Annotated in this window: 18 protein-coding genes and 1 pseudogene; 6 read left to right on the plus strand and 13 right to left on the minus strand. The window is 65.5% G+C overall.

Annotated features, from left to right (window positions below; genetic code table 11):
* Positions 1-71 precede the first annotated feature (71 nt).
* The 3 genes from odhB to typA all read right to left on the minus strand — a co-directional run bounded on the left by odhB (position 72) and on the right by typA (position 6493).
* Positions 72-1349 carry a 2-oxoglutarate dehydrogenase complex dihydrolipoyllysine-residue succinyltransferase gene (gene odhB / locus H0X91_RS11850; RefSeq protein ID WP_006493538.1) on the minus strand — a complete coding sequence of 426 codons (1278 nt, stop codon included), beginning with the start codon at positions 1347-1349 and terminating at the stop codon, positions 72-74.
* 136 nt (positions 1350-1485) lie between these two features.
* Entirely contained in the window at positions 1486-4350 is a 2865-nt protein-coding gene (locus H0X91_RS11855; protein WP_006495342.1) for a 2-oxoglutarate dehydrogenase E1 component, read from the minus strand.
* 316 nt (positions 4351-4666) lie between these two features.
* Entirely contained in the window at positions 4667-6493 is a 1827-nt protein-coding gene (gene typA, locus H0X91_RS11860) for a translational GTPase TypA (protein ID WP_006490690.1), read from the minus strand.
* A 327-nt stretch (positions 6494-6820) separates the two neighbouring features.
* On the opposite strand from typA, the gene H0X91_RS11865 reads away from it, so the two are divergent.
* The 4 genes from H0X91_RS11865 (at position 6821) to H0X91_RS11880 (ending at position 11751) form a co-directional block, all read left to right on the plus strand.
* Entirely contained in the window at positions 6821-7312 is a 492-nt protein-coding gene (locus H0X91_RS11865; protein WP_034178626.1) for a MarR family winged helix-turn-helix transcriptional regulator, read from the plus strand.
* Between the two features lie 87 nt (positions 7313-7399).
* Entirely contained in the window at positions 7400-8896 is a 1497-nt protein-coding gene (locus H0X91_RS11870) for an efflux transporter outer membrane subunit (protein WP_034200654.1), read from the plus strand.
* Positions 8897-8948: 52 nt separating this feature from the next.
* Entirely contained in the window at positions 8949-10163 is a 1215-nt protein-coding gene (locus H0X91_RS11875; RefSeq protein WP_006490688.1) for an HlyD family secretion protein, read from the plus strand.
* A 28-nt stretch (positions 10164-10191) separates the two neighbouring features.
* Positions 10192-11751: a DHA2 family efflux MFS transporter permease subunit gene (locus H0X91_RS11880; RefSeq protein ID WP_012492561.1), complete on the plus strand. Its 1560-nt coding sequence runs from the start codon at positions 10192-10194 to the stop codon at positions 11749-11751.
* 107 nt (positions 11752-11858) lie between these two features.
* Here the strand turns inward: H0X91_RS11880 and truB are convergent, their stop codons facing one another.
* The 9 genes from truB to H0X91_RS11925 all read right to left on the minus strand — a co-directional run bounded on the left by truB (position 11859) and on the right by H0X91_RS11925 (position 23949).
* A complete protein-coding gene (gene truB / locus H0X91_RS11885) occupies positions 11859-12791 on the minus strand; it encodes a tRNA pseudouridine(55) synthase TruB (protein ID WP_034200655.1) in 933 nt (310 codons plus the stop codon).
* A 13-nt stretch (positions 12792-12804) separates the two neighbouring features.
* Complete coding sequence (rbfA, locus tag H0X91_RS11890; protein ID WP_006495346.1) at positions 12805-13203, minus strand: 30S ribosome-binding factor RbfA; 399 nt, start codon at positions 13201-13203, stop codon at positions 12805-12807.
* A gap of 115 nt (positions 13204-13318) precedes the next feature.
* Positions 13319-16234 (minus strand): translation initiation factor IF-2, encoded by a 2916-nt coding sequence (gene infB / locus H0X91_RS11895; protein ID WP_006495347.1) that lies wholly within the window; start codon positions 16232-16234, stop codon positions 13319-13321.
* A gap of 91 nt (positions 16235-16325) precedes the next feature.
* Complete coding sequence (gene nusA, locus H0X91_RS11900) at positions 16326-17801, minus strand: transcription termination factor NusA (RefSeq protein WP_006495348.1); 1476 nt, start codon at positions 17799-17801, stop codon at positions 16326-16328.
* Entirely contained in the window at positions 17801-18259 is a 459-nt protein-coding gene (gene rimP, locus H0X91_RS11905; RefSeq protein ID WP_006490686.1) for a ribosome maturation factor RimP, read from the minus strand. The genes nusA and rimP overlap by 1 nt, the downstream gene beginning before the upstream one ends.
* Positions 18260-18689: 430 nt before the next feature.
* Positions 18690-20441, minus strand: a complete 1752-nt coding sequence (rluB, locus tag H0X91_RS11910) for a 23S rRNA pseudouridine(2605) synthase RluB (RefSeq protein ID WP_059723746.1) — start codon at positions 20439-20441, stop codon at positions 18690-18692.
* Between the two features lie 60 nt (positions 20442-20501).
* Positions 20502-21539 carry an SMC-Scp complex subunit ScpB gene (gene scpB / locus H0X91_RS11915; RefSeq protein WP_034200656.1) on the minus strand — a complete coding sequence of 346 codons (1038 nt, stop codon included), beginning with the start codon at positions 21537-21539 and terminating at the stop codon, positions 20502-20504.
* 272 nt (positions 21540-21811) lie between these two features.
* Entirely contained in the window at positions 21812-22972 is a 1161-nt protein-coding gene (locus tag H0X91_RS11920; protein ID WP_196433050.1) for a pyridoxal phosphate-dependent aminotransferase, read from the minus strand.
* Between the two features lie 74 nt (positions 22973-23046).
* Positions 23047-23949: a LysR family transcriptional regulator gene (locus tag H0X91_RS11925; protein WP_006486096.1), complete on the minus strand. Its 903-nt coding sequence runs from the start codon at positions 23947-23949 to the stop codon at positions 23047-23049.
* Between the two features lie 431 nt (positions 23950-24380).
* On the opposite strand from H0X91_RS11925, the pseudogene H0X91_RS11930 reads away from it, so the two are divergent.
* Positions 24381-24776 (plus strand): annotated as a pseudogene (locus tag H0X91_RS11930) (transposase); the annotation flags it as partial.
* 201 nt (positions 24777-24977) lie between these two features.
* The gene (locus H0X91_RS11935; RefSeq protein ID WP_006495353.1) at positions 24978-25229 is read left to right on the plus strand and encodes a hypothetical protein; all 252 of its coding nucleotides are present in this window, start codon (positions 24978-24980) and stop codon (positions 25227-25229) included.
* A gap of 194 nt (positions 25230-25423) precedes the next feature.
* Here H0X91_RS11935 and H0X91_RS11940 read toward each other — a convergent pair whose 3' ends face one another.
* Positions 25424-25741, minus strand: coding sequence for a hypothetical protein (locus tag H0X91_RS11940; RefSeq protein WP_006495354.1), 318 nt, complete (start codon positions 25739-25741; stop codon positions 25424-25426).
* Positions 25742-25774: the final 33 nt, after the last annotated feature.

A 25774-nucleotide genomic window follows, 5' to 3' on the forward strand; every position in this document is an offset into this window, starting at 1 on the left:
TCTACTTGTACGCCCGCAGGTTCGCGTGTGAGCGCGATCCTGCGGAACGGGTCGATGCAGTGAGACTCTGCTTACAGGTCGAGCAGCAGGCGTGCCGGATCTTCCAGCGCATCCTTCATCGCGACGAGCGACAGCACGGCTTCGCGGCCGTCGATGATGCGGTGGTCGTACGACAGCGCGAGGTAGTTGATCGGGCGGATCACGATCTGGCCGTTCTCGACGACCGGGCGCTCCTTCGTCGCGTGCACGCCGAGGATGGCCGACTGCGGCGGGTTGATGATCGGGGTCGACAGCATCGAGCCGAACACGCCGCCGTTCGAGATCGAGAACGTACCGCCCGTCATTTCCTCGATCGACAGCTTGCCGTCCTTCGCCTTCTGGCCGAATTCGGCGATCTTCTTCTCGATCTCGGCGAGGCTCAGTTGATCCGCGTTGCGCAGGATCGGCACGACCAGGCCGCGCGGCGAACCGACCGCGATACCGATGTCGAAGTAGCCGTGATAGACGATGTCGTTACCGTCGATCGACGCGTTCACGAGCGGGAATTTCTTCAGCGCATGGACGGCGGCCTTCACGAAGAACGACATGAAGCCGAGCTTCACGCCATGTTCCTTCTCGAACTTGTCCTTGTACTTGTTGCGCAGTTCCATGACCGGAGCCATGTTCACTTCGTTGAACGTCGTCAGGATCGCGTTGGTCTGCTGCGATTCGAGCAGACGCTCGGCGATACGCGCACGCAGACGCGACATCGGCACGCGCTGTTCCGGACGATCGTTCAGCCACGTCGCGGCCGACGCCGGCACCTTCACTTCCGGCAGCGACGGCTTCGCAGCGGCGGTCTTCGCCGGTGCGGCGGCCGGAGCAGCCTTCGGTGCGCTGCCTGCAGCCAGCGCGTCGCCCTTCGTGACGCGGCCGTCGCGGCCCGAACCTGCGACGTCGCCCGTCGACAGGCCCTTCTCGGCCAGCAGCTTCGCTGCGGCCGGCGATGCGGCGGCCGAGCTCGACGCGGTTGCGGCTGCCGGCTGAGCGGCCGGTGCGGCGGCAGCCGGCGCGGCGGCCGGCTTGACTTCGGCGGCGCCTGCCGCTGCTTCGGCAGCACCTGCCTTCGCTTCGGTGTCGATCGTCGCGATGATCTGGTCGGCCACGACCGTGTCGCCGTCGTTCTGCAGCACTTGCGCGAGCACGCCCGCTGCCGGTGCCGGTACTTCGAGGACGACCTTGTCGGTCTCGAGTTCGATCAGGATTTCATCCTGCGCGACTGCTTCGCCCGGCTTCTTCTTCCACTGCAGCATGGTGGCTTCCGACACCGACTCCGACAGCTGGGGGACTTTGACTTCTACGATAGCCATGTGATTTTCCTGGATGCTTAATCTGGGGTGTGACGAGGTTCGTGCGATTCCTTCGGCCGGAGCGGCGCGCTACGCGCCCGGCGGGCCAAAAGGGACGGGAAAGCGCCGCGCGCCTTCCCGTTTCGCTTGACGTCGGTTATTTCGCGATCGATGCGCTCTTCAGGCGGCCGAATGCCCCTTCGATCAGGGCCTTCTGCTGCTCGTAGTGCTTCGCGTAGTAGCCAACCGCCGGCGAGGCCGAAGCCGGACGGCCGCTGTATGCCAGCTTCTGCCCTTCCTTCATGCCTTCCTTCAGATGGTGCTCGACGTAGAACCAGGGGCCCTGGTTCTGCGGCTCGTCCTGCACCCAGACCACTTCAGTCGCGTTCTCGTACTTCTTCATTTCGGCTTCGAACTGCTTGTGCGCGAACGGATACAGCTGCTCGATCCGGATGATCGCGACGTCGTTCGCCTTCGCTTCGCGGCGATGTGCAACGAGGTCGTAATACACGCGGCCCGAGCATACCAGCACGCGCTTGACCTTCTTCGCGTCGATGCCGCCGTCGGTTTCGCCCAGCACCGGCTGGAACGACCCCTTCGCCAGTTCGGACAGGTCCGACACGGCTTCCTTGTGACGCAGCAGCGACTTCGGCGTGGCGACGATCAGCGGCTTGCGGAACAGGCGGATCATCTGGCGACGCAGCAGGTGGAAGATCTGCGCCGGCGTCGTCGGCTGAACGACCTGCATGTTGTGGTCAGCGCACAGTTGCAGGAAACGCTCGATACGCGTCGACGAGTGTTCCGGACCCTGGCCTTCGTAGCCGTGCGGCAGCAGCATCGTGAGACCCGACACGCGGCCCCACTTCACTTCGCCCGACGAGATGAACTGGTCGATCACGACCTGCGCGCCGTTGACGAAGTCGCCGAACTGCGCTTCCCACAGCACGAGCGTGTTCGGCTCGGCGGTCGAGTAACCGTACTCGAAGCCCAGCACCGCTTCTTCCGACAGCACCGAGTCGATCACCGTGAACTTCGCCTGACCTTCGGCGATGTTCTGCAGCGGCACGTACGTGCCGTCGTTCCAGCGCTCGCGGTTCTGGTCGTGCAGCACCGCGTGACGGTGCGTGAACGTGCCGCGGCCCGAGTCCTGGCCCGTCAGGCGCACCGAGTAGCCCGATGCGACGAGCGACGCGAATGCGAGGTGTTCGCCCATGCCCCAGTCGAGCGGCTGGTCGCCGCGCGCCATGTTGCGGCGGTCGTTGATCACGCGCTCGACGAGCGGGTGGACCTTGAAGTTTTCCGGGACGGTCGTGATGCGTTCGCCCAGGCGCTTCAGTTCGGCGAGCGGCACGGCCGTGTCGGCTGCGTCCGTCCACTTGCGGTTCAGGAACGGAACCCAGTCGACCGCGTACTTGCTCTTGTAGTTCGACAGGACCGGATCGACGGTGTGGTGGCCGTCGTCCATCGCCTTGCGGTACGCCTTCACGTAGTTGTCGGCGTCTTCGGCGGTGATCACGCCCTGCTGCACGAGCTTCTCGGCGTACAGCGCACGGGTGCCCGGGTGCTGCGCGATCTTCTTGTACATCAGCGGCTGCGTGACCGCCGGCGTGTCCTGCTCGTTGTGACCCAGCTTGCGGAAGCAGACGATGTCGATCACGACATCCTTGTGGAACTGCATCCGGTAGTCGATCGCGATCTGGATCGCGAGCACGACGGCTTCCGGATCGTCGCCGTTCACGTGCAGCACCGGCGCTTCGATCATCTTGACGACGTCGGTACAGTACAGCGTCGAACGCGCATCGCGCGGGTCGGACGTCGTGAAGCCGATCTGGTTGTTGATGACGATGTGCAGCGTGCCGTGCGTGCCGTAACCGCGCGTCTGCGCGAGGTTCAGCGTTTCCATCACGACGCCCTGGCCAGCGAAGGCCGCGTCACCGTGGATCTGCACCGGCAGCACTTGCAGGCCGTCTTCGTCACCGCGACGGTCCATCCGCGCCTTCGCGGAACCTTCGACCACCGGGTTCACGATTTCGAGGTGCGACGGGTTGAACGCGAGCGACAGGTGGACCGGGCCGCCTTCCGTCGACACGTCCGACGAGAAGCCCTTGTGGTACTTGACGTCACCGGCCGGCAGGTCGTCGACGTGCTTGCCTTCGAATTCGGCGAACAGGTCGGCCGGCATCTTGCCCAGCGTGTTGACCAGCACGTTCAGACGGCCGCGGTGAGCCATGCCGATGATGATTTCCTGCACGCCGCTCTTGCCCGCGTGCTGGACGACTTCGTCCATCGCCGCGATGAAGCTCTCGCCGCCTTCGAGCGAGAAGCGCTTCTGGCCGACGTACTTGGTGTGCAGGTAGCGCTCGAGGCCTTCGGCGGCCGTCAGGCGATTCAGGATGTGCTTCTTCTTGTCGATCGAGAACGACGGCGTCGCGCGGGTCGACTCCAGGCGCTCCTGCCACCAGCGCTTCTGTTCCGGATCACTGATGTACATGTACTCGGCGCCGATCGTGCCGCAGTACGTGTCGCGCAGACCCTTGACGATGTCGCGCAGCGAAGCCTGGTCGAAGCCGAAGTACAGGTTGCTTGCGCTGTAGGTCTGGTCGAGGTCGCCTTCGGAGAAGTCGTAGAACGCGGGTTCGAGCTCGGGAATGGCCGGGCGTTCGCGGCGCTTCAGCGGATCGAGATTGGCCCATTGCGAGCCGAGGAAGCGGTAGGCGCTGATCAGCGACTGGACGTGCACCTGCTTGCGTGCGGTCGCGAGATTGCTGGTGCTTTCGCGCGGGATGAAGGCATTGGCCTTAGCACGCTCGGCGAACGATTCGACGATCGGGAAATGCGCAACGTCATTGGCGTTGGAGCCGTCCGTTGCAGGCACGTTCTGCAGCGCGTCGAAATACTCTCGCCAGTTCTCCGGCACCGACGCCGGATTGTTGAGGTATGCATCGTACAGTTCTTCAACGTACGAAGCATTGCCGCCGAACAGATAGGAGTTCAGCTGAAACTGCTTCATTACATCTGACATTTTACGCTCACCTTTCTTCGAGCTTCTCGAGAAATAGCGGGTTACTCAACCTTCCGCGACACGGCCTGACCGTTTAGCGGATTGCGAATCAAGTCTTGCTTGGAAGGACCTAAAACTTGCGTGCGCGCAGCATATCACAGAACCGATACCGGAGTTCACGGCGAAATGTGCCTGAAAGCACCGCGCGGCGGGGTTTTGCCGGATTGCCGCGACCTGCGGGAACAGTGTTTTGCAGGCAATCCGGTTGCCCGACGCGCGGATGCAAAAAAGGCTGCCCGAAGGCAGCCTTTTTCGTCGTGTCGGGAACGGCCGATGCTCAGTCGACCGCGCCTTCGCGGCTCGCGCGGCGACGCTCGTGTTCCTTCAGGAAGCGCTTGCGCAGGCGGATCGACTGCGGCGTCACTTCGACGAGCTCGTCGTCGTCGATGAATTCGACCGCGTATTCCAGCGACATCTGGACCGGCGGCACGAGACGCACGGCTTCGTCGGTACCCGACGCACGCACGTTGGTCAGCTGCTTGCCCTTGATCGGGTTCACGACGAGGTCGTTGTCGCGGCTGTGGATGCCGATGATCATGCCCTCATACAGCGCGTCGCCCGGCTTCACGAACATACGGCCGCGATCCTGCAGCTTCCACAGCGCGTAGGCCACGGCCGCGCCGTCGTCCTGCGAGATCAGCACGCCGTTGCGACGTTCGAAGACCGAACCGTCCTTGACCGGCGCATACGAGTCGAAGATGTGGCTCATCAGGCCCGTGCCGCGCGTGAGCGTCAGGAATTCGCTCTGGAAGCCGATCAGGCCACGCGCCGAGATCTTGTATTCCAGACGCGTGCGGCCGCGGCCGTCCGATGCCATGTCGAGCATTTCGCCCTTGCGGCGGCCGAGCTCTTCCATCACGCCGCCCTGGTGTTCGTCCTCGACGTCGACCGTCAGCAGCTCGTACGGCTCGTGACGCACGCCGTCGATTTCCTGCATCACAACGCGCGGACGCGACACGGCCAGCTCGTAGCCTTCGCGGCGCATGTTCTCGACGAGAATCGTCAGGTGCAGCTCGCCGCGACCCGACACTTCGAACACCGTTTCGTCGCCGGTATCCTTCACGCGCAGCGCGACGTTGTGGTTCAGCTCCTTCATCAGGCGGTCGCGGATCTGGCGGCTCGTCACGAACTTGCCTTCGCGGCCGGCGAGCGGCGACGAGTTGACGAGGAAGTTCATCGTCAGCGTCGGTTCGTCGACGGTGATCATCGGCAGCGCTTCCGGCGTGTCGACCGCGCAGATCGTCGCGCCGATGCCGACGTCTTCAATACCGTTGATCAGCACGATGTCGCCCGCTTCGGCCGACTCGACCTGCACGCGCTCCAGGCCCTTGAAAGACAGCACCTGGTTGATCTTGCGGTTCAGCACGTCGCCTTCCGGGCCGAAGCGCATCACGACCGGCTGGCCCGGCTTGATGCGACCGCGCGTGATGCGGCCGACGCCGATCCGGCCGACGTACGTCGAATAGTCGAGCGACGTGATCTGGAGCTGCAACGGCGCTTCCGGATCGGCCGGGCGAACCGGCACGTGCTCGAGGATCGCCTCGAACAGCGGACGCATGTCGCCTTCGCGAGCCGCCGGGTCGAGCGACGCGTAGCCGTTCAGGCCCGACGCGTAGACGATCGGAAAGTCGAGCTGCTCCTCGGTCGCGCCGAGCTTGTCGAACAGGTCGAAGGTCTGGTTGATCACCCAGTCGATCCGCGCGCCCGGGCGGTCGATCTTGTTGACGACGACGATCGGCTTCAGGCCGAGCGCGAGCGCCTTCTTCGTGACGAAGCGCGTCTGCGGCATCGGGCCCTCGACCGCGTCGACGAGCAGCAGCACCGAGTCGACCATCGACAGCACGCGCTCGACTTCGCCGCCGAAGTCCGCGTGCCCCGGGGTGTCGACGATGTTGACGTGCGTGCCTTCGTATTCGACCGCGCAGTTCTTCGCGAGAATCGTGATCCCGCGTTCCTTTTCGATGTCGTTCGAGTCCATCACACGCTCGGCGACTTGCTGGTTGTCGCGGAAGGTGCCGGACTGGCGAAGCAGTTGGTCGACGAGCGTCGTCTTGCCGTGGTCGACGTGAGCGATGATGGCGATATTGCGAAGGGCGCGGGTCATAGAAACCTGGAAATCGTTTGAACGCGCAAACGCGCGCGCTCGTTTTCACGGGCGCGCGCTGTTGCAGCTTGGAAAGCCACAAATTATAGCACGTGCGCGTGTCGACAGCTGACCCGCACGGTGCAACGCAACAAAACGGGCGCCACCGCCACCCTTCCGAACCGGTCGACCGCCCGGCGCGCCGCCATCGAACGACCGAAAAAACCTTATCCCGACAAGGGACTCTCGCCGGACAAAGCGCGCGTTTTGCCGTTCGATTAACATTTGCCGCGGCAAGCAATTGTGCCTATACTGCTGCCTAGTCAACTATTGCAGCTTCAGGGTTTTATGTCGGATTCTCCTACCCCACCGCCCGTTTCGCCGCTGTCTTCTTACCAGATGAACGACAGCGTCGGTTATCTGATGTCGCGCGTGAAGTCCGTGATGACCAACCTCGTCACGCAACGCACGCAGGAAGAGCTCGGCATCACGGGCACGCAGGCGAGCATGTTGTTCATGATCGCGGTCGGCAAGTGCTCGACGGCCGCCGAACTCGCGCGCGAATACGGGATCGACGCAAGCGCGGTCACGCGCCTGCTCGACCGGGTCGAGAAACGCGGCCTGCTGTCGCGCGTGCGCAGCGTCGAGGACAGGCGCGTCGTGCGGCTCGAGCTCACCGACGAAGGCCGTGCGCTCGCCGAACGGCTGCCGCCGATTTTCCGCAGCGTGCTCGACCAGGTGCTGGACGGGTTTACGCCGGAAGAAGTCGGGTTCCTGAAGAGCATGCTGCGCCGCATTCTCAGCAACTATTGCGAGACGGCCGGCGGTAGCATCACGTAATAGTTGCCATAACAATTACTTTTGACAGATTAATGTAAGGAAATCCTTGCAGTGTCCATCATTCATTCCGAGTCAGGGGTTAGCGCGATGAAAACCTCCCCGTTGTCCGTGCGCGCCGGGTCGTGCCGCGCCGCCGTCGCCGCCGCGGTCGCCGCGCTGGCGCTGGCGGGCTGCGCGAATTACATCGGCATCAAGAGCGACAAGCAGATCGCCCCCGCGTCGCAATTCGAATCCACCCAGAGCCTGCCGGCCCAGGGCGGCCAGTGGCCGGCGCTCGACTGGGCCAGCCAGTTCGGCGATCCGCAACTGCCGAAGCTGATCGACGAAGCACTGCAGGGCAACCCGTCGATCGCGCAGGCGCAGGCGCGCATCGCGAAGGCCTCGTCGTACATCGAATCGTCGCGCTCGAACCTGATGCCGAAGGCCGAAGCCAGCTATTCGTGGACACGCGAGCTGTATTCAGCGAACGGGCTGTTCCCGCCCCCGTACGGCGGCCAGTGGTACAGCGAGAACAACGCGCTCGCGAGCGCGTCGTGGGAACTCGATCTGTGGGGCAAGAACCGCGAACGCCTGCACACGGCCGTATCGCAGGAAAAAGCGGCCGAAGCCGACATGCAGCAGGCGCGCATCACACTCGCGTCGTCGGTCGCGCGCACCTACAACTCGCTCGCGCAGCTCTACGCACTGCGCGACATCGCGCAACGCGAGATCACCAACCGCGAGACGGTCGGCAAGATCACCGACGGCCGCGTATCCGCCGGCCTCGACACCAACGTCGAACGCCAGACGGCGCGCGGCAACATCGCGACGACCCAGGCTTCGCTGTCGGACCTCGACGGCCAGATCACGACGGTGCGCTACCAGCTTGCCGCGCTGCTCGGCAAGGGTCCGGATCGCGGGCTGCAGATCGCGGCGCCCGTGATGAACCCGAGCGGCAACGTCACGCTGCCCGGCAACCTGCCGGCCGATCTCGTCTCGCGCCGCCCCGACATCGTCGCCGCGCGCTGGCAGGTCGAAGCCGCGATGCACGACGTGAAGGAAGCGAAGGCCGAGTTCTACCCCGACGTGAACCTCGCGGCCGGCTTCGGCTTCGATGCGTTCGGCTGGGGCAAATTCCTGAACTTCGCGAGCCGCCAGGCGCAGTTCGGCCCGGCGATCCACCTGCCGATCTTCGATGCCGGCGCGCTGCGCGCGCAGCTCAAGGGCCGCTACGCGGACTTCGACCTGTCGGTCGCGAACTACAACCAGACGCTGATCAGCGCGCTGAACGACGTCGCGACGCAGGTCGCGTCGATCCGTGCGATCGATCGCCAGATGGGCGACGCGCAGCGCGCGCTGGACGCGTCGACGCGCGCGTACGATCTCGCGGTCATCCGCTACAAGGCCGGCCTGTCGCCGCAACTGCAGGTGCTGACGGCGGACAGCAACCGCCTCGCAGCGGAACAGACGGTGACCAACCTGAAGATGCGTCGCCGCGACATGCAGCTCGCCCTGATCAAGGCGCTCGGCGGCGGGTTCGACGCGACCGGCACGCCGCTCGCCGCGCCCGATGCCGCCACGCCGACCAAACAGGCCGCCAACTGAGCCGGCGCCACCACTACGCAGACACTCGAAATAACGGACGGAGAAAATCGCCATGAGCGACCAACAAAACGCCGCCAGCGCGCAGCCGCAGAACAACGGCAAGCGCAAACGAATGATGACGCTGCTCGTCGCGGTCATCGTGATCGCGGCCATCGCATACGGCCTGTACTACTTCCTCGTCGCGCGCTTCCATGAAGACACCGACGATGCCTACGTGAACGGCAACGTCGTGCAGATCACGCCGCAGGTCACCGGCACCGTGATCGCCGTGAAGGCGGACGACACGCAGACGGTCAAGGCCGGCGACCCGCTGGTCGTGCTCGACCCGGCCGATTCGCAGGTCGCGCTGCAGCAGGCGGAAGCCAACCTCGCGCAGACGGTACGCCAGGTGCGCGGCCTGTTCGTCAACGACGACCAGTACCGCGCGCAAGTCGCGCTGCGCCAGTCCGACCTGTCGAAGGCCCAGGACGACCTGCGTCGCCGCCTGGCCGTCGCGCAAACGGGCGCCGTGTCGCAGGAAGAAATCTCGCACGCCCGCGACGCGGTGAAGGCCGCGCAGGCATCGGTCGACGCCGCGCAGCAGCAGCTCGCATCGAATCGCGCATTGACCGCGAACACGACGATCGCATCGCATCCGAACGTGATGGCCGCCGCCGCGAAGGTGCGCGACGCATACCTCGCGAACGCACGTAACGTGCTGCCGGCGCCGGTCACCGGCTACGTCGCGAAGCGCTCGGTGCAGGTCGGCCAGCGCGTGTCGCCCGGCAACCCGCTGATGTCGGTGGTGCCGCTGAATGCCGTGTGGGTCGACGCGAACTTCAAGGAAGTCCAGTTGAAGCACATGCGCATCGGCCAGCCGGTCGAAATGACGGCCGACATCTACGGTTCGTCGGTCACGTACCACGGCAAGGTCGTCGGTTTCTCGGCCGGCACGGGCTCGGCGTTCTCGCTGCTGCCGGCGCAAAACGCGACCGGCAACTGGATCAAGGTCGTGCAGCGCCTGCCGGTGCGGATCGAACTCGATCCGAAGGATCTCGACAAGCATCCGCTGCGCATCGGCCTGTCGATGCAGGTCGACGTGGACATCAAGGACGAACGCGGCGACCAGCTCGTCAACGCGCCGAACACCGTCTACGAGACCAACGTGTTCGCGAAATACGGCGACGAAGCCGACGCCGAAATCGCGCGCATCATCGCCGAGAACGCAGGCGGCAACGCGTCGGCGCCGGTCGCGGCGAAGCAGAACAGCGCCGCGAAAATGATGTAACCGTTCCGACTCCGGAAAGACAACCGACATGGCACAGGCTCCTGTCTCCCACCCGCCCTTGCAGGGCGGGCAACTCGTGCTCGGCACGATCGCGGTGTCGCTCGCGGTGTTCATGAACGTGCTCGACACGTCCATCGCGAACGTCGCGATCCCGACCATCTCGGGCGACCTCGGCGTGTCGTCCGACCAGGGCACGTGGGTCATCACGTCGTTCGCGGTCGCGAACGCAATCTCGGTGCCGCTGACCGGCTGGCTGACCGACCGTTTCGGGCAGGTTCGCCTGTTCCTCGCGTCGATCATCCTGTTCGTGATCTCGTCGTGGATGTGCGGGCTGTCGCCGAACCTGCCGTTCCTGCTCGGCTCGCGCGTGCTCCAGGGCGCGGTCGCCGGCCCGATGATTCCGCTGTCGCAAGCGCTCCTGCTGTCGAGCTATCCGCGCGCGAAGGCGCCGATGGCGCTCGCGCTATGGGCGATGACGACGCTGATCGCGCCCGTCGCGGGTCCGATTCTCGGTGGCTGGATCTCCGACAACTATTCGTGGCCGTGGATCTTCTACGTCAACATCCCGGTCGGCATCGCTGCCGCCGCCGCGACGTGGGCGATCTACCGTAATCGGGAGTCGGCCGTGCGCCGCGCGCCGATCGACGGCGTGGGCCTCGCGCTGCTGGTCGTCTGGGTCGGCTCGCTGCAGATCATGCTCGACAAGGGCAAGGATCTCGACTGGTTCGCGTCGACGACCATCGTCGTGCTCGCGCTGACCGCTGTCATCGCGTTCGCGTTCTTCGTGATCTGGGAGCTGACCGCCGAGCACCCGGTCGTCGACCTGTCGCTGTTCCGCATCCGGAACTTCACCGGCGGCACGGTCGCGCTGTCGATCGGGTACGGCCTGTACTTCGGTAATCTCGTGCTGTTACCGCTGTGGCTGCAGACGCAAATCGGCTACACCGCGACCGACGCCGGCCTCGTGATGGCGCCGGTCGGGTTGTTCGCCATCCTGTTGTCGCCCCTCACCGGGAAGTATCTGCCACGCACCGATCCGCGCTTCATCTCGACGGCGTCGTTCCTGACGTTTGCGCTGTGCTTCTGGATGCGTTCGCGATATACGACGGGCGTCGACGAATGGTCGCTGACGCTGCCGACGCTCGTGCAGGGCATCGCGATGGCGGGCTTCTTCATCCCGCTCGTGTCGATCACGTTGTCCGGCCTGCCCGGCCACCGCATTCCCGCGGCGTCCGGCCTGTCGAACTTCGTGCGGATCATGTGCGGCGGCATCGGCACGTCGATCTTCCAGACCGCATGGGACCACCGCAACAACTTCCATCACGCGCAACTGGTCGAGCAGGCGAACCCGTACAACCCGACGTTCAACCAGGCCGTCACGCAGATGGGCAATCTCGGGCTGTCGCAGAACCAGGCACACGGACTGATCAACAACATGGCCACGCAACAGGCCGCGCAGCTCGGCGTGAACGACCTGTTCTACATCTCGGCGGTCATCTTCGTGCTGCTGATCGCACTGATCTGGATCACCAAGCCCGAACGCGCGGGCGGTGGCGATGCCGGTGCGGCGGCGTCGGCGGCGCACTGAGCGCTACCGGCACGCCGCATCCCTGCGCGGTCACGCCAAACAAAAAGCCCGGTCGAAATCGACCGGGCTTTTTCATGCCGCTGCATGCACTTGCGTGCACGACTACATCATTGCGCCGTCACGACCAGCCGTTCCGGGGCGAGCACGCCATTCGCCTTGCGCGCCACGCCGAGCAACCGCGTCGCGTCATACACACGCACGCGCTCGCCATCGGCCGCGTCGATCGGCTCCAGCGCCGACAGCGGCAGGCGCTGACCATGCAGGAACCGCTTCGCGGACGCGTCGTCGAGCCGAATGGCCGGGAACGTCGACAGCAACGCATCGACCGGCTGCAGCCATGCATCGCGCGCCGCTTCGGCAGCGTCCGACAGCGCATCGAGCGTCACCGCATGCTCGAGCGTCAGCGCGCCGACGCCCGTGCGACGCAGCATCGTCAGATGCGCGCCGCAACCCAGCGCCTCGCCGATATCCTCCGCCAGCGTGCGCACATACGTGCCCTTGCTGCAGGTCACGCGAAACGTCACGTCGGGCAGCTCGCAGGCGAGCAGATCGAGCGCATGAATCGTCACGTTGCGGCCTTCCCGCTCGACGGTCTGGCCGGCCCGCGCATATTCGTACAGCGGCTTGCCGTCGCGCTTGAGCGCCGAATACATCGGCGGCACCTGCACGATGTCGCCGGTGAAGCGCACGAGCGCGGCTTCCACCGCCGCACGATCGCATTCGACCGGCCGCGTGTCGATCACGTCGCCTTCCGCGTCACCGGTAGCCGTGCGCTGGCCGAGGCGCATCGTCGCTTCATAGGTCTTGTCGGCGTCGAGCAAGTCCTGCGAGAACTTGGTCGCCTCGCCGAAGCACAGCGGCAGCAGGCCCGAAGCCAGCGGATCGAGCGTGCCGGTGTGACCGGCTTTCTTCGCGAGAAGCAGGCGCTTTGCGCGAATCAGCGCATCGTTGCTCGACAGGCCGACCGGCTTGTCGAGCAGGAGAACGCCGTCCAGCACGCGCCGGGGCACGCGCGGACGTTGGGGTGCTGCATTCGTCATAGGCCGGTCGAGCTCAATCGTCCTTGGCAGGCGCGTCGGCCTCGTCGTCGTCCTTCGCGCGCGTCGAATTTGCTTCCTTGATCAGGCGCGACATTTCGACGGCCTTCTCGATCGTCTGGTCGTAGTGGAAATGCAGCGTCGGCACCGTATGAATGTGCAGGCGCTTGAACAGCAGGTTGTGCAGGTGGCCCGACGCATGGTTCAGCGCCTCCTGCGTCTTGTCCGGATCGCCGGTGAGCGCCGTGAAGTAGACCTTCGCGTGCGCATAGTCCGGCGTGAGTTCCACGCTCTGGATGGTTACGATGCCGATGCGCGGATCCTTGACCTCGCGCATGATGAGTTCGGACAGATCGCGCTGAATCTGGTCGGCGATCTGAACGTTGCGATTGGGGGAAGTACGTTTCCTGGACATGATCGATCCGTGATCCGTTTATCAGGATGAAGCGGCGGCCATGTTCGGCACGCCACCATGAAAATGGGCGGGACAGGCCCAAGCCTGCCCCGCCCATGAGCCGATTACGCGACGATTACAGCGTCCGCGCGACTTCGGTCACTTCGAAGACTTCGAACTGGTCGCCTTCGATGATGTCGTTGAAGTTCTTCACCGACATACCGCACTCGAAGCCTTGCTTCACTTCCTTCACGTCGTCCTTGAAACGCTTCAGCGATTCGAGTTCGCCCGTGAAGATCACGACGTTGTTGCGCAGCACGCGCACCGACGACGAGCGCTTGACGATACCGTCCGTGACCATACAGCCTGCGACCGTGCCGACCTTCGGTACCTTGAAGACCTGGCGCACCTCGACCATGCCGGTGATGACTTCGCGCTTCTCCGGCGCCAGCATGCCCGACATCGCCGCCTTCACCTCATCCACTGCGTCGTAGATGATGTTGTAGTAGCGGATATCGATGCCGTTCGCTTCGGCCAGCTTGCGTGCCTGAGCATCCGCACGCGTGTTGAAGCCGATGATGACCGCCTTCGATGCCGTCGCGAGGTTGACGTCGTTTTCGCTGATGCCACCGACCGCGCTGTGCACGATCTGCACGCGCACTTCGTCGGTCGACAGCTTGAGCAGCGACTGCACGAGCGCTTCCTGCGAACCCTGCACGTCTGCCTTGATGATGAGCGGCAGGTTCTGCACTTCGCCTTCGCCCATCTGCTCGAGCATGCTTTCCAGCTTCGCGGCCTGCTGCTTCGCGAGCTTCACGTCGCGGAACTTGCCTTGACGGAACAGCGCGATTTCGCGCGCCTTGCGCTCGTCCGGCAGCACGATCACTTCCTCGCCCGCACCCGGCACTTCCGACAGACCCTGGATTTCGACCGGGATCGACGGACCGGCTTCCTTCGTCGGCTTGCCGTTCTCGTCGAGCATCGCACGGACGCGGCCGTAAGCCGTACCGGCCAGCACGATGTCGCCGCGGTTCAGCGTACCGGACTGCACCAGGATCGTCGCGACCGGGCCTTTACCCTTGTCGAGCTTCGCTTCGATCACGATGCCCTTGGCCGGCGCTTCGACCGGTGCCTTCAGTTCCAGCACTTCGGCCTGCAGCAGCACGTTCTCGAGCAGATCGTCGATCCCTGCGCCCGTCTTCGCCGACACCGGCACGAACGGCGAATCGCCACCGTATTCTTCCGGCACGACGCCTTCCGCGACCAGCTCCTGCTTGACGCGATCCGGGTTCGCTTCCGGCTTGTCGATCTTGTTGATCGCGACGACGATCGGCACGCCACCCGCCTTCGCGTGGGCGATTGCTTCCTTCGTCTGCGGCATCACGCCGTCGTCGGCCGCCACCACCAGCACCACGATGTCGGTCGCCTTCGCGCCGCGTGCACGCATTGCCGTGAACGCTTCGTGACCCGGCGTATCGAGGAACGTGATGACGCCACGCGGCGTGTCGACGTGATAAGCGCCGATGTGCTGCGTGATGCCGCCCGCTTCGCCCGCGGCAACCTTCGCGCGGCGGATGTGGTCGAGCAGCGAGGTTTTGCCGTGGTCGACGTGACCCATCACCGTGACGACCGGCGGACGCGGCAGTTGCTCCGCATCGGTACCGGTTTCGCCTTCGACGAGCAGCGCTTCCGGATCGTCCAGCTTCGCGGCGACCGCGCGGTGGCCCAGTTCCTCGACGATGATCATCGCCGTTTCCTGGTCCAGCACCTGGTTGATCGTGACCATCTGGCCCATCTTCATCATCACCTTGATGACTTCGGAGGCCTTGATCGACATCTTGTGTGCGAGATCGGCAACCGACACGGTTTCCGGCACGTGCACTTCACGGACGATCGGTTCGGTCGGCGCCTGGAACGACGATGCGCTGTCCTGGTGACGGCCGCGACCCTTCGGGCCGCCGCGCCAGCCGCGGTCGACGCCGCCGCTCGAATCGCCGCGCGTCTTGATGCCGCGACGCTTCGACGCGTCGTCCTGCCAGCCGCCCTTGCCTGCGCCCGGCTTCTTGTTGCGGTCGCCCGCGCCTGCCGGCGCTTGCGTCGTGGCCGGTGCCGCAGCGCCGGCCGGCTTCTTCACGGCCGGACGCGCCTGCGCACCTTCCGGCTTCGCCGGCTTGTGCAGCGTGCCCTTCGCTTCGGCCGGCTTCGCCGGTTCCGCCGGCTTCGGCGGCTCGACTGCCTTGACCACGGCCTTGCGCGGCGTGTTCATCATTTCACGGATCGCGCGCGCTTCGGCCTCCGCCGCCGCGCGACGCTTGCTGATCTCTTCCTGCTCGGCGCGCGCCTTGTCGGCCGCCTCGCGGGCAGCGTCCTCGGCCTTCTTCGCCGCTTCGCGCTGCGCCGCACGTTCGGCGGCTGCGCGTGCCTCGTCCTGCGCGGACTGCGTCGGCGCGGTTTCCTGCTCGGCGGCGGCCTGCTGGGCTGCCGCCTGCTGCGCTGCGGCGGCTTCCGCCGCGGCACGCTTCGCCGCGGCTTCTTCCTCGGCGCGACGACGCTCGGCCTCGGCCGCTTCCTCGCGGGCGCGACGCTCGGCTTCCTCGCGTTCGAGGCGTTCCTGACGCTCGCGCAGCTCCTGCGCCTGCTTCTCGAGCAGCTCGGCCTCGCGGCGCGCTTCTTCCTCGCGACGCTTCAGTTCCGCATCGTCGTCCGCTTCGGCGACCTGCGCCTGACCCTGTTCCGCACCTTCGCTCACGTCGTCGCGCTTGACGAACGTACGCTTCTTGCGAACCTCGACCTGAATGGTGCGAGCCTTGCCCGTCGCGTCAGATTGCTTGATCTCCGACGTATGCTTGCGGGTCAGCGTGATCTTGCGCTTGTCGCCGTCGGTTGCGCCGTGTGACTTGCGCAAATGATCGAGCAGACGCGCCTTGTCCGCTTCGGACAGCGCATCGTCTTCACTCGCTTTCTGGACGCCCGCTGCCTGCAGCTGTTCGAGCAGCACACCAGCAGGCATTTTCAGTTCCGCGGCAAATTGGGCTACGTTGTTACTCGCCATTCATTCCTCTTAGTGCAAGGACCGATTCCTTGCGGTTAGCATCGGGTCAGGCCATACGGCCGCCATCAAATCAGTGCGCCATGGTCATTTCTCACTGGAACCAGTGTTCACGTGCTTTCATGATCAACGCCTTAGCGGCATCCTCTTCCATCCCGGTCATGTCGACCAGTTCATCTACAGCCAGCTCGGCGAGATCGTCGCGCGTCTGCACGGCGTGTTCGGCCAGCTTCGCGAGCAGCTCCGGCGTGATGCCGTCGAGGCTCTTGAGATCCAGCGCTGCGTTCTCGACCTTTTCTTCGTTCGCGATGGCCATCGTCAACAGCGCGTCGCGTGCGCGGTTGCGCAGTTCGTGCACGGTATCCTCGTCGAACGCTTCGATTTCGAGCATTTCGTTGAGCGGCACGTACGCGATCTCTTCGAGGCTCGTGAAGCCTTCGTCGATCAGGATGTCGGCAACTTCTTCGTCGACGTCGAGGCGCGCCATGAACAGTGCACGCAGCCGGTCGCGCTCTTCACCCTGCTTCAGGGCGGATTCGTCCGGCGTCATGATGTTGATCTGCCAGCCGGTCAGTTCGCCGGCAAGGCGAACGTTCTGACCGCTGCGGCCGATCGCGACAGCCAGTTCGTTCTCGTCGACGACGACGTCCATCGAATGCTTTTCTTCATCGACGACGATCGACTGGACGGCTGCCGGCGCGAGCGCGCCGATCACGAACTGGGCGGGATCCTCCGACCATAGCACGATGTCGATGTTTTCGCCACCGAGCTCGTTGCGCACGGCCTGCACGCGCGAACCGCGGATGCCGACGCAGGTGCCGATCGGATCGATCCGCTTGTCGTATGCGATGACGCCGATCTTCGCGCGCACGCCCGGGTCGCGGGCAGCCGCCTTGATCTCGAGCAGGCCCTGTTCGATTTCCGGCACTTCCATCTCGAACAGCTTCATCAGGAATTCGGGCGCCGTACGCGACAGCTCGATCTGCGGACCGCGCGCGGTGCGGTCGACCTTCGCGATGTACGCACGCACGCGGTCGCCCACGCGCAGGTTTTCCTTCGGGATCAGCTGATCGCGGCGCAGCAGCGCCTCGACGCGGCCCGATTCGACGATGAAGTTGCCCTTGTCGAGGCGCTTCACCGTACCCGTCATGATCTTTTCGCCACGCTCGAGGTAGTCGTTCAGGATCTGCTCGCGCTCCGCGTCGCGCACCTTCTGCAGGATCACCTGCTTCGCGGCCTGCGCGCCGATGCGACCGAACTCGATCGACGGAACGGGTTCCTCGACATACTCGCCGACTTCGACGTCGGGCTTCTGCTCACGTGCTTCGAACAGCAGGATCTCGCGATCCGGCTCCTGCAAGCCTGCCTCGTCGGGCACGACGAGCCAGCGACGGAAGGTTTCGTGCTCGCCGCTTTCGCGATCGATATGGACGCGGATTTCGGCGCCTTCGTCGAACAGCTTCTTGGAAGCGGACGCGAGCGCAGCCTCGAGGGCGCCCAGCACCACATCCTTGTCGACGTTTTTCTCGCGCGCCAGCGCATCCACCAGCATCAACACTTCGCGACTCATTATTTGCGGCTCCTAAAGTCAACTTGCGGAATCAGGCGGGCTTTGTCGATATCGGCCAGCGTGAAATCCAGCATGGCTGCCTCGCCCTTCTTCCCCTCAAATTCCAAACCGATCGTTTCGCCATTCGGCGCGTGCAGAATGCCCCGGTACGTCTTGCGCCCGTCCAGCGGCTTTTTCAAGGTCACGGAAACTTCGCTGCCGGCGAAGCGCTCGAAGTCGGCCAGCTTCTTCAACGGGCGGTCGAGCCCCGGGGACGAGACTTCGAGCCGTTCGTAATCGATATTTTCGACCGTCAAGACGTGCTGGAGCTGACGCGTAACCTTTTCGCAGTCATCGAGCGAGATGCCGGCAGGCTGATCGATATAGATGCAAAGCATGCCGCGCCCGGTGCGCTCGAGTTCCACCAGCTCGTAGCCGAGCCCGGTGACCGTGGTTTCTATCAGTTCCGTCAGTTGCACAGTGTCCTCTCAGGTGTTCGCGCCCGCCGCTCGCGATTCACCCGCGGGCGCGCGCCTTAGCCGGCGCAGGAAGCGCTACCCGAGATGCCTAACCGTTTCAGCAAAAAAAAATGGGCGGAACGCCCATCTTCTTACTGGTGGTCGCACCTGAGCCGCACATTGAATCCGTACGCCCAGCGACTCCGCGATTATAGCGATTTTTGGCGCAAACGCCAAGCCAGCCGGTAAAAGCAGCGCGTCGACTGCCTTTACGGACCAAAAATACGAAATCGGGCTACCCGATCGACCGGGACTCCCGTGCCGCGCCGGTGATCGTCGTTGTCGCGGCACGCGACACGGATCAGCCGAAACGCGTCGACAAAGCCGGCCGGATGCCGGCCTGGCCGACGCGCCAGCGGCCTTGGGCCGACGCACGCCGACCGACAGGCGCTTAGCGGCTGCGCGTACGACTGCGCTGCGGACGCTGACCGCCGCGCGGGCCGCCGTTGCCGCCGCCATCGGCACGATTGCCGTTCGGCGTGCGGTTACCACCGCCCTTGCTGCCGCCGCGCTTGCCGCCCGCGCCATCGCGCTTGGGGCCCGCACCATACGACGCGCGATTGCCGTCGACATCGCGACCACCGCCAGCGCGGTTGCCGTCGCGGCCGCCACCCATGCGGTTGCCGTCACGACCGCCGCCCGTGCGGTTGCCGTAGCCCGACGGTGCAACCGGCAGGCTGCCGTAGCCGCTCAGGCCCGGCAGGCCCGGCGCGCCGCGCCGGCCACCACCGCGACGCGGCTGGTCGAGTTGCCCGTGCGTCGTCAGCACCGGCTCGCGGCCGATGAAACCCATCGACGTCTGCATCGGATCGGGCTGGCGCCGCTCGGTCGGACCGGCACCGCCGCGCTTGCCCTTCTCCTCGGACGGCGCCTTCAGGCCGACGGTCGCCATCAGCTTGCGCACCTGCGCATCGTCGAGCTCTTCCCAACGACCACGCTTCAGGCCGCGCGGCAGCGGAATCGGGCCGTGACGCGTACGGATCAGCCGGCTCACCATCAAGCCGACCGCTTCGAACATCCGGCGCACTTCGCGGTTGCGGCCTTCGGCCAGCGCGACGTGATACCAGTGGTTCGTGCCTTCGCCGCCGCCATCGCGGATGCGCAGGAAATTCGCCGGACCGTCTTCGAGCTCGACCCCATGCAGCAGCTTCTGCCGCATGCCTTCGGCCAGCTCGCCGACCACACGCACCGCGTACTCGCGCTCGACGCTGTAACGCGGATGCATGAAGCGGTTCGCGAGGTCGCCGGAGGTCGTCAGCATCAGCAGGCCTTCGGTATTGAAGTCGAGGCGGCCCACCGCCAGCCATTTCGCCGTCTTCATCGGCGGCAGGCGGTCGAACACCGACGGACGACCTTCCGGATCCGCGTGGCTGACGATCTCGCCGGTCGGCTTGTGATACAGCAGCACGCGCGGCGGCTTGTTCGGCAGCTTGCGCTTGACCGGCTTGCCGTTGATCCGCACCTGGTCGGTCGGCATGATCCGCTGGCCGATGTGCGCGGGCTCGCCGTTCACCGACACGCGGCCGGCAACGATCAGTTCTTCCATTTCGCGGCGCGAGCCCATGCCCGCTTCCGCCAGCACCTTGTGGAGCTTCGGCGCGTCGTCGTCCGGCGACAGCACGCGCTTGTTCGCCGGCTGGTTGCGGCCGCGACGCAGCATCGGCGCACGCACGCCGCTACCGCCCGCGGAGTTGTCCGCGTCGAAGGCGGGCGACGTCACGTACGCGAACAGTTCGTCCTGGGACGCATCGCCTTCCACGGCCTTCGCCGCGCCACCTTCGGCTTTCGATGCACCGCGACGGCCCTGGCCGCCTTGACCGCCCTTGGCCGCACTTTCGCGCTTGCCGGCCGGCTTGCGACCGCCCTTGGCCGCACCTTCCTTGCGCGGCGCACGCGCCGGCGGCGCATCGGCGGCCTCGGCCGGCTGCGCATCCGCGCCCTCGGCACCCTGCTGCTCGCCTTCGGCGCCCTTCGACTTGGCCGCCGCGCGACGCCGCGCGATCAGGCTGCGCGGGCCGCGCCGCAGACCGCGGCGGGGACGCTCGTCGCCACCCGCGGCCGAAGCATCCTGCTCCGGCGCATCGTCGGCACGCGCTGCCTGCACGGCAGGCGCGGACGATTCAATATCGTGGATATCTGTCAAAACAACCTCAAAATGTCAGGTCTCGCGCCCGGCGCGGGCGCGGCAAGAAGTTGGCCGCGATCAGGCGCGACGCTGTTCGGGTTCTGCTTCGTCGTCCGGCAGCGCGTCGGCGCCGATGGGCGCACTGGCGCTTCGTACGGCATCCGCGAGACTGTCGGACGTGTCGTCCAGCGTCTCGTCGTCCGCGGGACGGGAACGGGAGGCGTCGGCCTGATCGGCCTCGCCGGGCATGTCGCCGGCCGCTTCCGCTCCGTCTCCGGCAGCCGCTTCGGCGGCCGGCTTGCGATCTTCCTCGCTCCAATCCGCTGGCTGCGGCTCGGGCTGCACATCGGTCGGCACTGCTTCGGCGCCAACCTGCTCCGTCTGCTCCGTTTGCCCGCGATCAGCATCGAGCGTATCGCGACTCGGCATTTCCTGCGTCGACGCGACGTCGGCCGCGGCATCGCCGGAGGCCTCGGCCGACTCGCCGGCGGGCACTTCATTCGCCAGTGCCTGCGGTACGTCGCCCGCCGCATCGTCGGCCACCGGCACGTCACCGTCGAAATCCATGGCCTGCTGCGCGAGCAGCGCGGCCTCGATGTTCGCGGCCGGCTCTTCGAGCGCCGGCAGGTCGTCGAGCGCCTTCAGGCCGAGATCGTCGAGGAACTGCTTGGTCGTCGCATACAGCGCCGGACGCCCCGGCACGTCGCGATGACCGATCACCTCGATCCAGCCGCGATCCTCGAGTTGCTTGACCACCTGCGTATTGACCGTGACGCCGCGAATCTCTTCGATGTCGCCGCGCGTGACGGGCTGCCGGTACGCGATGATCGCGAGCGTTTCGAGCACCGCGCGCGAATATTTCGGCGGCTTCTCGGGATGCAGGCGATCGAGATAATGACGCATCGCCGGCTTGCTCTGAAAGCGCCATCCGGTCGCCAACGCCACCAGTTCGACACCGCGACCGGACCAATCCTGTTTCAGATCTTCGAGCAACGTGCGGACCGTGTCAGCCGACACGCCGTCGGCAAAGAGCTTGCGCAAATCGCCGAGCTTCAGCGGTTCCTGCGCGCAGATCAAAGCAGTCTCGAGGACGATCTTCGCCTCTTGGGTATTCATGCAGCTAGGCCAGACCCTGTGGTCAAACGAACCGGATCAACAAACAGACGAAAGGAACGGAAGACGCGCTCGCCCGATTCTGATCGGTCATATTGATGGGAGCACGAACCGGGGGCGGCGAACCAACTTCAGGCCAGGCCCAAACCGGACGGAACAGCACGGCTCAACGACGGAACCGCGTGACTGAGCGCCATATTACGCAAAATTGCCCGGTGCGTAAAGATGAGTGGAACAGGCCGCCGCCCGGGCGGCGCGCCCGCTCCGGCCCCGCTTCAGCGGGCGCCCGCGCCGTGTGCAAGGAACCGGCGCAGCCGCTCGACGCCCGCATCGAGCCGCGCCGGATCGCATGCGTAGCACCAGCGCACGAACCCTTCTCCCTCCGGGCCGAATGCGCGCCCGGGCGCAAGACCGAGCCCCGCTTCGCGCACCAGCGTCGTGCAGAACGCCAGGCTGTCGGCCGCACCCGGCAGCCGCAGAAACAGGTACATCGCGCCCGGCGGGGGCGGCACCTCGACTCCCGGCAGGGTCCGCAGCGCGGCAACCAGGTGATCGCGCGCGTCGCGCAACGCGACCTCGGCCGCGGCCTGCACGAAGCCCGGCGCACACGACGTGTTGTATTCGACGAGCTTCGACAGGTCGCCCATCATCGATGCCGGCGCAATCAGCCATCCGAGCCGCCAGCCCGTCATCGCCCACGCCTTCGAGAATGAATTGACGACCACGACGCGCTCGTCGCGCGACGCGATATCGAGGAACGACGGCGCGCCGCCGTCGCCGAATGCAAGCCGCTCGTACACCTCGTCGGCGACCAGCCAGATGCCGTGACGGCGGCAATGGGCGAGCACGACCTGCTGATCGTCGCGCGACATCGTCCAGCCCGTCGGGTTGTTCGGCGAATTGATTAGCAGCATCCGCGTATCGGGCGTCAGCGCCGCGAGCAACCGGCCGACATCGAGCTGCCAGCCCGCGTCGCCATAGTCGAGCGGCACGCAGTCGACTTGCGCACCGAGGATCTTCGGAATCTCGACGAGATTCGGCCACAGCGGCGTGATCGCGACGACCCGCTCGCCCGGCCCGACGAGCATCTGCGCAGCCAGCATCAGCGCACTCACACCCGAACTCGTCACGGCCACCGTGTCCGCCGGCGTCGCACCGTGACGCGCGCCGACATAGGTTGCGATCGCGTCGCGCAGCGGCGCCGTGCCGAGATTGTGCGTGTAGAAGGTCGCGCCGTCGCGCAGCGCGGCCGCTGCGGCGTCGCGGACGAAGTCCGGCGTCACGCGATCGGATTCGCCGAACCAGAACGGCAGCATGTCCGGCACGCCGAAGCCGGCGTTTGCGACCTCGCGGATCAGCGACGGACGCAGCGCCTGCACCGCGGCACGCGCCGCCGGCTCGTCGTTTGCCGGAAAAAAACCTGCGGATTGCGTCATCGAGCACCACCGCCGAGGAACACGATCCGCGTAGTGTACCGGCCGGCAAGCCGGACCGCGCACGTTGGCAAGCGTCAGTCGAGATCCTCGGCCCTTGCCGGCATCTGCCGCACGAGCTCCCAGATCGCCTGCGCGGCGGGCGACAACGACCGGTCGCGACGACGCACCAGCTCGACGGTACGCTCGGTGCGCGGCGTGAGCGGCCGTGCGATGAGCGTCGAGCCGGCGGGCAGCGGCAGCGACAGCCACGGCTGCACGCTCACGCCGACACCGGCCTCGACCAGCCCGAACACGGTCGCCGAATGCCCGAGTTCCTGCATGACCGTCGCGTTCACGCGATGCGTGGCCAGCGCCGCATCGATCAGCGGCCGGCTGCCCGACGCATGATCGAGCAGCACGAGGCGCTCGCCGTCAAGCGCCGTCCACGGCACCTCAGCCCGCGCCGCGAGCGGATGGTCGGCGCGCGCGACAAGGCAGAACGAATCGGTCATCAGCGGCTCGCAGACGAGATCGGCGACCGTCAGCGGCCCGATCACGACGCCGAAGTCGACTTCGCTCGACTTCACCTTGCGCAGCACGTCGCTCTGTACGTCGTCGCGCAGGCCGAGCGTCACGAACGGGAACTGGCGCTCGCACGACGCCACCACGCGCGGCATCAGCCTGCATGCGATCGTCGGGCTTGCCGCGACGATCACGCGCCCGCGACGCTGCTCCCCTATTTCGCGAATCTCGCGCAGCGTGTCGTCGAGATCGTCGAGCAGGCGCGACACGCTCGCGATCAGGTTCGCGCCGACGTCGGTCAGTTGCACGTCGCGCGTCGTGCGGTCGATCAGCTTCAGCCCGAGTTCGGCCTCGAGCTCGCGCACGCAGCGGCTGACCGCGGACTGCGTGAGCCCGATCTCGTCCCCCGCCCGACTGAAGCTCCTGAGCCGCGCGACTTCGATGAATACGCGAAGCTGGCGCAGCGTAACGTTCATCTCCTGACCTCATCAATCGTCGATATCGATGCGCGATTTTAATGTGCGAACCCGGCTTCGGCGAACGAATCCGGCACCCGCCGCACATGTTTCGCTGCGGTGCAATACGTTCGCAAACGCACGTGACACGGGCGAATTGCACAAGATTGGTGATTGTCCCGATTTGCTGCCGGGTTATTTTGGCGTCTTATACGCCCCTAGCTGACTTAGCCGTTAGCTCGCTGCCAAGCGGCTCTCGAGGGATTCACCTCCGACATGGCACGCTTCGTGCATTACCTGGCGCACAGGGCACAGGTTTCGTCGGACGGAAGAGCAGAAACGCCGCTGCCGGCCAACCGGACGCCCCCACCCGGCACTCGCCGATCGAGTGCCTGAAGAGTGCGCGGCGCAGGGCAGCGCACCGGAGTTAGCTTCGCTGAGGTGAGGACATGATGCTGTTCGACGATTTGAGAGATAACGAGTGGGCGCTGGTCGAGGGTCTGTTTTGCTCGGAGCCCGCACGGAGTGAGCGGCGCGGCCGTCCCCGCGTGGAAGCCCGGTCGGTGGTCAACGCCGTACTGTGGGTACTGTCGACGGGTGAAGGTTGGTCGAAACTGCCGGGCCGCTATCCGTCCCCGCCGACCTGCCGCCGCCGCTTCGACGAATGGCAGGCCGACGGCACGCTCGCCGAGATCGTGAAGCGACTCGGCACGAGCGGCCGGCAAATCTCGCTGCGCGGACGCATCGGCGCAAGCGCGGCGAAGCCGCCGGCCCCGCCGAGCCGCGACCGGCTGCGCGGCGCCTTCTGGACCAACCCGGAATCCTGGCGCGCGCCCGTCAAGATGGCGTAACGCATGCTCGATCGGGCGGCTTCGGCCGCCCGGTTTCTTTCTGCGATGCGACTTTGTCGCGACGCATGTCTTGCCGTCGATTACCGTTGTCGTGCCGCGAAACATCTATTTACTATTATTTACAGCAAGCCTGCACTCCCACGCTTACCTTAGCGACATATCAACAGGCCGCACGGACGGCTTGAAGGGAGCCCCGCCATGAAAACAATGTCACTGCTCGTTGCATGCGGCATTGTCGTTTCCGTGGCGCTCGCCGCTCCTGTCCATGCCGACGATCGCGTGAAGCCGCCCCATCGCCAGCAGGATCATCGCAACACCCTCCGCCAGCCGCCGTCCGCCAATTCGTCCAGCCGGCAAACCGTGCCGCGCGGCGACTTGCGTGGCGACATCGCGAGCAACGCACGGGCGCGGATCGGCTCGCAGCCGCCGGGTGTGCCGCGTCATCCGTAGTCCTGCCGATTTCGACGTTTCGCCAAAGAAAATGCCCGCATCCGGGAACTGCGCCGCATGCGGCGAGTCACATCGTTGCCATGAGCACAGCGTGGCAGCAGCAAAAGTATCCGGTACGCCCGTATCCTCGCGATACGGGCTTTTTTTGCGTCGCCGGTCTGCCGCGGCGATGCACGGGGCGGGATGAAGAACCGCTACAGGCGGCTTTCGAGAATCGCCACGGCGCTCGCTTCGCTCAATGCGTAGTCGTCCATGCGGCGATCAGTCCAGGACAGTAATTTCTCGTCGCGCTCGAGGCGCGAGAATTCGGCTCGACCGCTGTCGGTCAGTACGGCGATGTCGACCGGTGCATGGAAGCCCGGTGCGGGGGCAACGGTTTTCTGCCTGACCGTGTCCATCAGCCCGAGCGAACGGAGATACTCGAACACGCCCGGGCGGCGTGCCCACGGTACCTGGCGGTACTGCACTCGTCTCAATGCGTCGAGCACCGCTTCGTTGGAATACGTGGCCATCTCGATTCTTTCTTAAAGTGCAGCGACAATGCG

The organism is Burkholderia sp. 9777_1386 (assembly GCF_015712265.1).
GTDB lineage: Bacteria > Pseudomonadota > Gammaproteobacteria > Burkholderiales > Burkholderiaceae > Burkholderia > Burkholderia cenocepacia.